Genomic DNA, 11,678 nt, shown 5'->3' on the forward strand with positions numbered 1-11,678 from the left:
GCGGCATTCTGGCTACACAATAACAAGGGAAGACTTACTCGTGGCTGCAACCCTACTAGCTCAAAATTTATTCACACATGGTTACGCTTTGGGGAAATTATGAGGGGATCTCTCAGCACACAGCTACTGCTTCGAAATTCTGGAACGTCGTTAACGGTTTTATCCTCTCCCCGAAGGGAGAGGATAAACATCTTCAGGAGGCGACTGCCTCACCCTCGCCTAAGTCCAGCTGTCGGTTGGATGGCTGCACAAAGTAGGTTTTATCTTCCCAGCGTAAGCAGGTTAAATCCCCGCCCCAGCAGCATCCGGTATCCAGCGCATAGATATTTTCCGGGGTGCCTTTTCCTTCCAGCGATGCCCAGTGTCCAAATACCACACTGTATTCGTTTGTCACGGGGCCCGGAATCGCAAACCATGGCTTAAGCGGCGCAGGGGCATTTTCAGGCGTATCTTTGCAATACATATCCAGTTGCCCGTTCGGGAAGCAGTAGCGCATCCGCGTAAAAGCATTGGTGATAAAACGCAGTCGTGCCAGGCCGCTGAGGTCATCACTCCAGTTATTTGGCATGTCGCCGTACATCGCATCAAGGAAGAACGGGTAGGAGTCGCTCGCCAGCACCGCTTCGGCGTCGCGCGCGCAGGTTTTTGCCGTCTCAAGATCCCACTGAGGCGTGATGCCGGCATGCGCCATCACCAGTTTTTTCTCTTCGTCAATCTGTAGCAGTGGCTGGCGACGCAGCCAGTTGAGCAACTCATCGGCATCCGGTGCTTCCAGCAGGGGGGTAATGCGATCTTTCGGCTTATTACGGCTGATCCCGGCGTATACGGCCAGCAGATGCAGATCGTGGTTGCCCAGCACCATGCGCACGCTGTCACCCAGCGATTTGACATAGCGGAGGACGTCCAGGGAACCGGGACCGCGCGCCACTAAGTCGCCCGTCAGCCAGAGCGTGTCCTGCCCGGGGGTGAAGTCGACCTGTTTTAATAATGCGATCAGTTCATCGTAGCAACCGTGAACGTCGCCAATCAGATATGTAGACATTAGATTAATGAATAAGTGTAGGTACGGCGAGACGGAATACGGGAATAGCAATGCGGAAAGCATTGCCGTCGGCATCGACCATTTCATAATGGCCTTGCATGGTACCCAGCGGCGTTTCAATTACCGCGCCGCTGGTGTACTGATACTCTTCGCCAGGGGCGATATGGGGTTGTTCACCGACCACGCCTTCGCCCTGGACTTCAATTTCACGGCCATTGCCGTTGGTGATAAGCCAGTAGCGCCCGAGCAGTTGCACAGGCATCCGCCCCAGATTGCGAATGGTTACGGTATAAGCAAAGACAAAACGTTCTTCATCCGGTGTGGATTGGGACTCAATGTAGACGCTTTGAACCTGAACACAGACGCGGGGCGAATCAATCATGGCTTAGCTCTCCTTCGGCGGCGCATTGTCGCTGATGTAATTAGCCAGCTTGCAGTACTGCTCTACGGAAATATTTTCCGCACGCATTGCCGGGTCGATGCCCAGCTCAGCTAATACGTCAACGGTAAACAGATTGCCAAGGCTGTTACGAATCGTTTTACGGCGCTGGTTAAAGGCTTCTGTCGTGATACGGCTCAGCACGCGCAGGTCTTTGACCGGGTACGGCATCGTTTTATGTGGCACCAGGCGCACAACCGCAGAATCTACCTTTGGCGGTGGCGTGAATGCGGAAGGCGGTACTTCTAATACCGGGATCACGTTGCAGTAATATTGCGCCATCACGCTTAAACGACCATACGCTTTACTGTTCGGCCCTGCAACCAGACGGTTAACGACCTCTTTTTGCAACATGAAGTGCATGTCGGCAATGGCATCAGTATAGCTAAACAGATGGAACATCAGCGGGGTGGAGATGTTGTACGGCAGGTTACCGAACACGCGCAGCGGCTGTCCCATTTTTTCTGACAGTTCGCCAAAGTTCATGGTCATCGCATCCTGCTGATAAATCGTCAGCTTCGGCCCGAGGAACGGGTGCGTTTGCAGACGCGCGGCCAGATCGCGGTCGAGTTCGATAACGGTCAGTTCGTCGAGGCGTTCGCCTACCGGCTCGGTCAGCGCGGCAAGACCCGGGCCGATTTCGACCATGGCCTGACCTTTCTGCGGATTAATGGCAGAAACGATACTGTCGATCACAAACTGATCGTTGAGGAAGTTTTGCCCGAAGCGTTTACGGGCTAAGTGGCCCTGATGGACTCGATTAGTCATTGAGTATTAACAATCATTTTGATGGCGAGATTAAGCGCCGTAATAAAACTGCCGACATCCGCTTTTCCCTGGCCTGCCAGATCCAGCGCAGTACCGTGGTCAACGGACGTTCGAATAAAGGGTAAACCGAGGGTGATATTCACCCCGCGGCCAAAGCCCTGGTATTTTAGCACGGGCAGACCCTGATCGTGGTACATCGCGAGTACGGCGTCGGCATTATCCAGGTATTTGGGCTGGAAAAGGGTGTCGGCAGGCAGAGGCCCGCTGAGGTTCATCCCCTTCGCCCGCATCTCCTCAAGCACCGGAATGATGGTGTCGATCTCTTCGGTGCCCATATGTCCGCCCTCACCCGCGTGCGGATTCAGGCCGCAAACCAGCACATGCGGCTGCGGAATGCCGAATTTGGTTTGCAGATCGTGATGCAAAATGCCAATGATCTCACGCAGGAGTTCAGGCGTAATGGCATCTGGAATGGCTTTGATCGGCAGGTGCGTTGTTACCAGCGCAACGCGCATTGCTTCGGTTGCCAGCATCATCACCACTTTCGGGCTGTGCGAACGCTCTTCGAAAAATTCGGTATGCCCGGTAAACGGAATGCCCGCGTCATTGATCACGCCTTTATGCACCGGACCGGTGATCAGGGCGGCAAATTCGCCCTGAAGGCAACCGTCACAGGCGCGCGCCAGCGTCTCGACAACGTAGTGGCCGTTTTCGGTGTGTAACTCACCGGGGACAACAGGCGCACGGAGCGGAACAGAAAGCAGGGTGAGAGTCCCCGCCTGCTGCGGTGCGGGCTGTTGGCCTTCAACGTAAGGGAGGAGCGTTAAAGGCAGACCGAGCAAAGCTGCCCGGTCTTGTAACAGTGTTGCATCTGCGCAGACAACCAACTCTACCGGCCAGCTGCGCTGGGCGAGCTGAACCACAAGGTCAGGCCCAATCCCGGCGGGTTCGCCGGGGGTGATCACAACACGATGCGGTATCATCAGTTGCTCAACACTTTCACGTAAGCGCTGGCGCGTTGTTCCTGCATCCAGGTTGCGGCTTCTTCAGAGAACTTACGGTTAAACAGCATGCGATACGCACGGTCTTTCTGCGCCGCGTCGGTTTTATCCACGTTGCGCGTGTCCATCAGCTGGATCAGATGCCAGCCGAAGGAGGAGTGTACCGGCGCGCTCATCTGGCCTTTATTCAGCTTCATTAACGCATCGCGGAAAGCCGGATCGTAAATATCCGCTGCCGCCCAACCCAGGTCACCGCCCTGGTTTGCAGAGCCAGGATCCTGAGAGAACTCTTTTGCCGCTTTATCGAAGGTGGTTTTACCGCTCTTGATGTCTGCCGCGATCTGTTCCAGCTTCGCACGAGCCTGATCGTCAGTCATGATCGGAGACGGCTTAAGCAGGATATGACGGGCATGCACTTCGGTAACCGAAATGTTCTGGCTCTGGCCGCGCAGGTCATTCACTTTCAGAATGTGGAAGCCCACACCGGAACGGATTGGACCGACGATGTCGCCTTTCTTCGCCGTGCTCAGCGCCTGGGCAAACAGGGATGGCAGCTCCTGAATACGGCCCCAGCCCATCTGGCCGCCTTTCAGCGCCTGCTGGTCAGCGGAATAGGTGATCGCCAGCTTGCCGAAGTCATCGCCATTACGCGCCTGCTCAACGATAGCGCGCGCCTGGCTTTCCGCCTCAGCCGCCTGATCGGAGGTTGGGTTTTCCGGCAGTGGGATCAGGATGTGGCTCAGGTTAAGCTCGGTGCTGGCATCATTCTGATTCCCTACCTGTTTTGCCAGGGCATCCACTTCCTGAGGCAGGATGGTGACGCGGCGACGGACTTCATTGTTACGCACTTCTGAAATCAGCATCTCTTTACGGATCTGATTACGGTAGGTGGCATAGCTGATGCCGTCGTAGGCCAGGCGGCTACGCATCTGATCCGGGGTAATGTTGTTCTGCTTTGCAATGTTGGCGATCGCCTGATCGAGCTGCTCGTCAGAGATCGTCACGCCCATTTTCTGGCCCATCTGAAGAACAATCTGATCCATGATCAGACGCTCCAGGATCTGGTGGCGCAGCGTAGCGTCATCCGGAAGCTGTTGACCTGCTTCGCCCGAGTTGAGCTTTACAGATTTCATCAAACCGTCAACGTCACTTTCAAGCACGACGCCGTTGTTAACCACAGCCGCGACTTTATCGACAACCTGTGGGGCCGCGAAGCTGGTATTCGCAACCATAGCGACACCGAGTAGCAGCGTTTTCCAGTTCTTCATACTTTTTCCATTTCAATTAACCGCAAAGCGGATTACGTTGTAAATCAAGCACATTACAATGAACTACGATACGGCAGAATGTTCGAGCGCAGCATCTGCTGCGTGCCCAGACCGTAGTTAGAACTCAGGCCGCGCAACTCGATATTAAAGCCGATCACGTTATCATATTTGCCCTGACTGTTTTGCGTATCCCAGCCGTTAAGTTTGCGTTCGTAACCGACACGTATTGCGTAACAGCAGGAGTTGTATTGCAGACCCAGCATCTGGTCAGCAGGTTTTTGGGCATTCGTGTCATAGTAGTAGGCCCCGACGACTGACCAACGATCGGCGATCGGCCAGCTCGCGGCGGTACCCACCTGTGAAATACCGTCTTTGTATTGGTCTGTATTCGCATAGTTTGGCAGCGTCGCCTGGATATACTCCGGGCTGGCGTAACGGTACGTCAACTGCAACATGCGGTCTTCATCACGACGGTATTCGATGGCTGCGCTGCCCGTCGCGATATTGTCCAGTCGTGTATCGTACTGAACACCACCGCGCAGACCCCAACGATCCGTCATGCGCCAGTAGGTGTCGCCCGCCCATACCAGTGAGCCCGTTTTGTTGTCTTTCTCCCAGTTAATGTCGTCATCACCGGTACGAGACTCGGTGAAATAGTAGATTTGACCAACAGAAACGTTAAAACGTTCAACGGCAGCATCATCATATACGCGCGTTGTGACGCCAGTCGTTAACTGGTTAGCAGACGCAATACGGTCAAGCCCGCCGTAGGTACGGTCACGGAACAGGCCGCTGTAGTCTGATTGCAGGAAGGAAGAGTCGTAGTTTTGAATTTTGCTCTGATCGCGATAAGGCACATACAGATACTGCATACGCGGCTCAAGCGTCTGGGTGTATCCATCGGCGAGAAGGCCCATATCACGTTCGAAGATCAGCTTCCCGTCCATTTTGAATTGCGGAAGCGTACGGTTTACCGACTCTTCAAGATCGGTGCCATAGCGTTTGTTATACCAGTCCAGATTTTTCTGCTGGTAGTGGGTGGCCATCAGCTTAGCTTCGGTATTCAGGCTCGCCCAGTCGTTTGACCACGGCAGATTGATCGTCGGCTCGATATGCAGACGCGTTGATTCCGGCATATCCGAGTTGGTGTTGACGAAATGGACCGCCTGAGCATAAACGCGCGTGTCGAAAGGACCCACATCGTTCTGATACCAGTTCACGTCCAGCTGCGGCTCGGCACCATAGGTACTACGCGATTGTGTATCAAATACCTGGAACTGTTTGGTCGACACCGTCGCGTCAAAGTTCTCAATGGCGTAGCCCACGCTGAATTTCTGCGTGGCGTAACCGTCGGTACTGGAGCCGTATTTAGAATCAAAGTCGTTGAAGTAATACGGATCGCTGACTTTGGTGTAGTCGATGTTGAAGCGCCACACCTGATCCAATACCCCGGCGTGCTTCCAGTAGTACATCCAGCGGTGCTTATCACCTTCGCTCGGATGCTCGTCCTGGAACACCTTATCTGATGGCAGATAATCAAATTCCATCAGACCCGCGCCCGCCTTGGTCAGATAGCGGAATTCGTTCTCCCACATGATGTTACCGCGCTTATGGATATAGTGCGGCGTGATCGTGGCGTCCATGTTGGGCGCAATGTTCCAGTAGTACGGCAGGTAGAACTCAAAGTAGTTCGACGTGCTGTACTTGGCGTTCGGGATCAGGAAACCTGAACGACGTTTGTCACCCACAGGCAGTTGCAGGTAAGGGCTATAGAAAATGGGCACCGGGCCGAGTTTAAAACGGGCGTTCCAGATCTCTGCAACCTGTTCTTCACGGTCGTGGATCACTTCACTGCCCACAACGCTCCAGGTATTTGACCCTGGCAAACAGGAGGTAAACGTGCCGTTTTCGAGAATGGTGTAGCGGTTTTCGCCGCGCTGCTTCATCAGGTCCGCGGTACCGCGCCCCTGACGACCGACCATCTGGTAATCACCTTCCCAGACGTTGGTGTCTTTGGTATTCAGATTCGACCAGGCTTTCGGACCTTTCAGGATGACCTGATTGTCGTCATAGTGCACATTACCCAGCGCATCCACCGTACGGACAGGCGCCTGAGCACCTTCCGGTTGCTTCTGGTGCAATTGCACTTCGTCAGCAAGCAGGCGACTGTTTCCCTGGTTAATATCGACATTGCCCGTAAAGGTCGCATTGTCAGGATAATTACCTTTTGCGCTGTCGGCATTAATGGTGACGGGTAAGTCATTCGTATCGCCTTTCACCAGTGGGCGATTGTAACTTGGGACGCCAAGCATACACTGCGAGGCGAGATCGGCTGCGAGCCCCTGTTGGCTATACAGGGCGGTGCCAATCATTGTGGCCAGAAGGGTGGGGATACGTTTTTTCATACGTTGTATTTTATTGTTCCGTCATCAGTGGCTACGGCTTACAAACGCTCAGAGACTATCTTACTCATCAGCGCAGTACCAGCGTTAATCCTGCCCGTTTGCGCGCCAGAGTGTTAGGCTCGCTATCGAATGACGAGTATGATAATGCAAATTATAGGCGATGTCCCTCAATTGACCGTGGCGCGACCACTGTAATGATGGCGTTGCGTCGGCCAGGAACATGACCATTCGGGGAGTATATGCAGTATTGGGGTAAAATAATCGGCGTTGCGTTCGCAATTATTATGGGTGCCGGATTCTGGGGTGTCGTTCTTGGCCTCATTATCGGCCATATGTTTGATAAAGCACGCAGCCGCAAAATGGCCTGGTTTGCCAACCAGCGCGAGCGCCAGTCACTCTTTTTCTCCACCACCTTCGAGGTGATGGGGCACTTAACCAAATCAAAAGGACGCGTAACGGAAGCCGATATTCAGGTGGCCAGCGTCTTTATGGATCGCATGAATCTGCACGGCGAATCCCGCATCGCGGCGCAGAATGCGTTCCGGATTGGTAAATCAGATCACTACCCGCTGCGTGAAAAAATGCGGCAGTTCCGTAGCATCTGTTTCGGGCGTTTTGATTTAATTCGGATGTTTCTGGAAATTCAAATCCAGGCCGCCTTCGCGGATGGCTCTCTGCATCCGAATGAACGGGACGTCCTGTATGTGATTGCTGAAGAGTTGGGCATTTCCCGCATGCAGTTCGATCAGTTCCTGCGCATGATGCAGGGCGGCGCGCACTTTGGCGGCGGTTATCAGCAGCAATCGTCCGGCGGCGGCTGGCAGCAGGCGCAGCGTGGCCCTACGCTTGAAGATGCCTGTAACGTCCTCGGCGTGAAGCCGTCTGACGATGTTACGACCATCAAACGCGCCTATCGTAAGCTGATGAGCGAGCACCATCCGGATAAGCTGGTGGCGAAAGGCCTGCCGCCAGAGATGATGGAGATGGCGAAACAGAAAGCGCAGGAAATCCAGAAAGCCTACGAGCTAATTAAAGAGCAGAAAGGTTTTAAATAAAAAAATGGCCCGACAGTGTCGGGCCATTTTTTCAGAAGTCCACTGGGGCTTTGAACGTCATGGCGTTGCCGAAAGCAGGGTGGGTGATGGTGAGCGTCTGCGCATGCAGTTGCAGGCGCGGCGCTAACGCCAGTGCTTCCGGCGGCGCATAGAATCTGTCCCCCAGAATGGGGTGACCCATCGCAAGCATATGCACACGCAGCTGGTGGGAGCGCCCGGTAATCGGCTTCAGCAGGACGCGCGCGGTATTATCCGGCGCGTACTCCAGCACTTCATACTCGGTTTGCGCGGCCTTGCCGGTTTCGTAACACACCTTCTGCTTTGGCCGGTTCGGCCAGTCGCAAATCAGCGGTAAATCCACCAGCCCTTCCGCCTGCGCCGGATGGCCCCAGACGCGCGCGACATACTGTTTCTTCGGCTCGCGCTCGCGGAACTGACGCTTCAGCTCGCGTTCTGCCGCTTTATTCAGAGCCACCACAATCACGCCGCTGGTCGCCATATCCAGACGATGGACAGACTCGGCCTGGGGATAATCACGCTGGATACGCGTCATCACGCTGTCTTTATGCTCTTCCAGACGCCCCGGCACGGATAACAAGCCGCTCGGCTTGTTAACCACCATAATATGCTCGTCCTGATACAGAATGACCAGCCACGGATCCATCGGGGGATTGTAGGGCTCCATTACCATCTTGCGCTCCGCTTACTGATGCGTCACAACGATAAGACGCAGGGCGTCGAGACGCCATCCCGCCTGATTCAGGCTTTCCAGCACCTGCTGGCGGTTGCTCTCAATGGCGGCCAGCTCATCGTCACGAATGTTAGGGTTCACTGCTTTCAACGCTTCCAGACGCGACAGCTCGGCAGAAAGCTTCTCATCGGCTTCGCTACGCGCCGCATCGATCAGCACTCTGGCCGCTTTTTCGGCCTGGGCTTCACCCAGTTGCAGAATGGCATGCACGTCCTGCTGCACCGCATTCACCAGCTTACTGCCGGTATGGCGGTTCACCGCGCTCAGCTGACGGTTGAAGCTTTCAAACTCCACCTGGCCGGCCAGGTTCGTACCGTTTTTATCCAGCAGCAGACGCACCGGAGTTGGCGGCAGGAAGCGGTTAAGCTGAAGCTGTTTCGGCGCCTGCGCTTCCACAACGTAGATCAGCTCCACCAGCAGCGTGCCCACAGGCAAGGCTTTGTTCTTCAACAGGGAGATGGTGCTGCTGCCGGTATCGCCGGAGAGGATCAGATCCAGACCGTTGCGGATCAGCGGGTGCTCCCAGGTGATGAACTGTGCATCTTCGCGGGACAGCGCCACATCACGCTCAAAGGTGATGGTGCAGCCGTCTTCCGGCAGGCCCGGGAAATCCGGCACCAGCATATGATCGGACGGGGTCAGCACGATCATGTTCTCGCCGCGATCGTCCTGGTTAATGCCGACGATGTCGAACAGGTTCATGGAGAAGCTGATCAGGCTGGTGTCATCGTCCTGTTCTTCGATACTTTCGGCCAGCTGCTGCGCTTTTTCACCGCCGTTGGAGTGGATCTCCAGCAGGCGATCGCGACCCTGCTCCAGCTGAGCTTTCAGCGCGTCGTGCTTCTCTCGACAGGATTTGATCAGCTCATCAAAGCCCTCGGTGTTTTCCGGCGCCGCAAGGTAACCGATCAGATCGCTATGCACCTGGTCATAAATGGTGCGGCCCGTCGGGCAGGTATGTTCAAACGCATCCAGTCCTTCGTGGTACCAGCGAACCAGAACGGACTGGGCGGTTTTCTCCAGATACGGAACGTGGATCTGAATATCGTGCGCCTGACCGATACGATCCAGACGGCCGATACGCTGCTCCAGCAGATCCGGGTTAAACGGCAGATCGAACATCACCAGATTGCTGGCGAACTGGAAGTTACGGCCTTCAGAACCGATTTCGGAGCACAGCAGAACCTGCGCGCCGCTGTCCTCTTCACTAAACCACGCCGCAGCGCGGTCGCGCTCGATAATAGACATGCCTTCATGGAACACGGCGGCGCGAATACCTTCGCGCTCGCGCAGCACTTGTTCAAGTTGCAGGGCGGTGGCTGCCTTGGCGCAGATCACCAGCACCTTCCGGGAACGGTGCGCGGTCAGATAACCCATTAACCACTCCACGCGCGGATCGAAGTTCCACCAGGTGCCAGTGTCGCCTTCAAATTCCTGATAAATTTGCTCCGGGTAGAGCATATCGCGCGCGCGATCTTCCGCTGATTTACGGGTGCCCATAATGCCGGAGACTTTAATCGCCGTCTGGTACTGGGTCGGCAGCGGCAGTTTGATGGTGTGCAGCTCGCGTTTCGGGAAGCCTTTCACGCCGTTACGGGTGTTGCGGAACAGCACGCGGCTGGTGCCGTGACGGTCCATCAGCATGTCGATCAGCTCTTTACGCGCAGATCCCGCATTATCGCTGTCGCTGTTCGCGGCCTGAAGCAGCGGCTCAATATCCTGCTCGCCGATCAGATCGCTGAGGGTGTTAAGTTCATCATTAGAGAGACGATTACCGGCCAGCAGCAGCGCGACGGCGTCCGCCACCGGACGGTAGTTTTTCTGCTCTTCAACAAACTGCTCAAAATCGTGGAATCGGTTCGGATCGAGCAGGCGCAGACGGGCGAAGTGGCTCTCAAGACCCAGCTGCTCCGGGGTGGCGGTCAGAAGCAGAACGCCCGGTACGCGCTCGGCAAGCTGCTCAATCGCCATGTATTCACGGCTTGGCGCATCTTCGCTCCAGACGAGGTGGTGCGCTTCGTCGACGACCATCAGATCCCATTCTGCGTCGCACAGGTGCTCCAGGCGCTGCTTGCTGCGGCGCACGAAGTCCAGGGAACAAATGACCAGCTGTTCGGTTTCAAACGGGTTGTCCGCGTCGTGCTGGGCTTCGGCATAGCGCTCGTCGTCGAACAGGGAGAAGCGCAGGTTAAAGCGGCGCAGCATCTCGACCAGCCACTGGTGTTGCAGCGTTTCCGGCACCACAATCAGCACGCGCTCGGCAGCGCCAGAGAGCAGCTGCTGGTGCAGGATCATGCCTGCTTCGATGGTTTTACCCAGGCCCACTTCGTCAGCCAGCAGCACGCGAGGCGCATGGCGACGGCCCACGTCATGGGCGATATTCAGCTGATGGGGAATAAGGCTGGTACGCTGGCCGCGCAGGCCGCTCCACGGCATGCGGTACTGTTCACTCTGGAACTTACGCGCGCGGTAGCGCAGGGAGAAGCGATCCATTCGGTCGATTTGCCCGGCAAACAGACGGTCCTGCGGCTTGCTGAAAACCAGTTTGCTGTCGAGCAGCACTTCACGCAGGATAACATTCGTCTCGTCGGTATCAAGACGCGTTCCAATGTAGGCGAGCAGTCCATTCTCTTCTTTTACGTCTTCAACCTTCAGCTGCCAGCCTTCGTGGCTGGTCACGGTGTCGCCCGGATTGAACATTACGCGGGTAACAGGGGAGTCATTGCGAGCGTACAGGCGGTTTTCACCGGTAGCAGGGAAAAGGAGGGTAACCATGCGCGCATCGACGGCAACGACGGTTCCTAATCCAAGTTCGCTTTCTGTATCGCTGATCCAGCGTTGACCAAGTGTAAAAGGCATAGTTGTTCGGCTCTAATCTTTAATTGCAGGCAATAGTTCGACCCCGTCAAAAAAGACGGTCGTCGAAAAATGGGTCCGGGAATGGAAAGG

10 protein-coding genes are annotated in these 11,678 nt (G+C 55.5%); 2 read left to right on the plus strand and 8 right to left on the minus strand.

Translation table 11 applies throughout. The features are described 5' to 3' along the window. Positions 1 to 103 (plus strand): hypothetical protein (locus tag ACOTX5_RS11895; RefSeq protein ID WP_223230349.1); only part of this gene is annotated, 103 nt, incomplete at its 5' end. A gap of 90 nt (positions 104 to 193) precedes the next feature. On the opposite strand, the gene apaH is transcribed toward ACOTX5_RS11895, so the two are convergent. From apaH to lptD, 6 genes are read right to left on the minus strand one after another with little or no spacing between them, the layout of a single operon-like run. After that, the gene (gene apaH, locus ACOTX5_RS11900) at positions 194 to 1,042 is read right to left on the minus strand and encodes a bis(5'-nucleosyl)-tetraphosphatase (symmetrical) ApaH (protein WP_015572649.1); all 849 of its coding nucleotides are present in this window, start codon (positions 1,040 to 1,042) and stop codon (positions 194 to 196) included. 4 nt (positions 1,043 to 1,046) lie between these two features. Then, the gene (gene apaG / locus ACOTX5_RS11905) at positions 1,047 to 1,424 is read right to left on the minus strand and encodes a Co2+/Mg2+ efflux protein ApaG (protein ID WP_003856425.1); all 378 of its coding nucleotides are present in this window, start codon (positions 1,422 to 1,424) and stop codon (positions 1,047 to 1,049) included. A 3-nt stretch (positions 1,425 to 1,427) separates the two neighbouring features. Continuing rightward, positions 1,428 to 2,249, minus strand: a complete 822-nt coding sequence (gene rsmA / locus ACOTX5_RS11910) for a 16S rRNA (adenine(1518)-N(6)/adenine(1519)-N(6))-dimethyltransferase RsmA (protein WP_003856423.1) — start codon at positions 2,247 to 2,249, stop codon at positions 1,428 to 1,430. Beyond that, complete coding sequence (gene pdxA, locus ACOTX5_RS11915; protein WP_017694531.1) at positions 2,246 to 3,232, minus strand: 4-hydroxythreonine-4-phosphate dehydrogenase PdxA; 987 nt, start codon at positions 3,230 to 3,232, stop codon at positions 2,246 to 2,248. The genes rsmA and pdxA overlap by 4 nt, the downstream gene beginning before the upstream one ends. After that, positions 3,232 to 4,518 carry a peptidylprolyl isomerase SurA gene (surA, locus tag ACOTX5_RS11920; protein WP_017383803.1) on the minus strand — a complete coding sequence of 429 codons (1,287 nt, stop codon included), beginning with the start codon at positions 4,516 to 4,518 and terminating at the stop codon, positions 3,232 to 3,234. Before surA ends, pdxA begins: the two co-directional genes overlap by 1 nt. A 53-nt stretch (positions 4,519 to 4,571) precedes the next feature. Continuing rightward, positions 4,572 to 6,923: an LPS assembly protein LptD gene (gene lptD, locus ACOTX5_RS11925; protein WP_017383802.1), complete on the minus strand. Its 2,352-nt coding sequence runs from the start codon at positions 6,921 to 6,923 to the stop codon at positions 4,572 to 4,574. Between the two features lie 239 nt (positions 6,924 to 7,162). Here lptD and djlA point away from each other — a divergent pair, with 239 nt between their 5' ends. After that, a complete protein-coding gene (gene djlA / locus ACOTX5_RS11930; RefSeq protein WP_015572652.1) occupies positions 7,163 to 7,978 on the plus strand; it encodes a co-chaperone DjlA in 816 nt (271 codons plus the stop codon). A 31-nt stretch (positions 7,979 to 8,009) separates the two neighbouring features. On the opposite strand, the gene rluA is transcribed toward djlA, so the two are convergent. Next, on the minus strand, positions 8,010 to 8,669 hold the full coding sequence (gene rluA / locus ACOTX5_RS11935) for a bifunctional tRNA pseudouridine(32) synthase/23S rRNA pseudouridine(746) synthase RluA (RefSeq protein WP_003856412.1): 660 nt from the start codon (positions 8,667 to 8,669) through the stop codon (positions 8,010 to 8,012). Positions 8,670 to 8,681: 12 nt separating this feature from the next. After that, a complete protein-coding gene (gene rapA / locus ACOTX5_RS11940; RefSeq protein WP_015572654.1) occupies positions 8,682 to 11,588 on the minus strand; it encodes an RNA polymerase-associated protein RapA in 2,907 nt (968 codons plus the stop codon). Between the last annotated feature and the right edge of the window lie 90 nt (positions 11,589 to 11,678).

The sequence above is a fragment of the Enterobacter cloacae complex sp. IR5441 genome (genome assembly GCF_049238215.1).
In the GTDB taxonomy this organism is placed as follows: domain Bacteria; phylum Pseudomonadota; class Gammaproteobacteria; order Enterobacterales; family Enterobacteriaceae; genus Enterobacter; species Enterobacter hormaechei_C.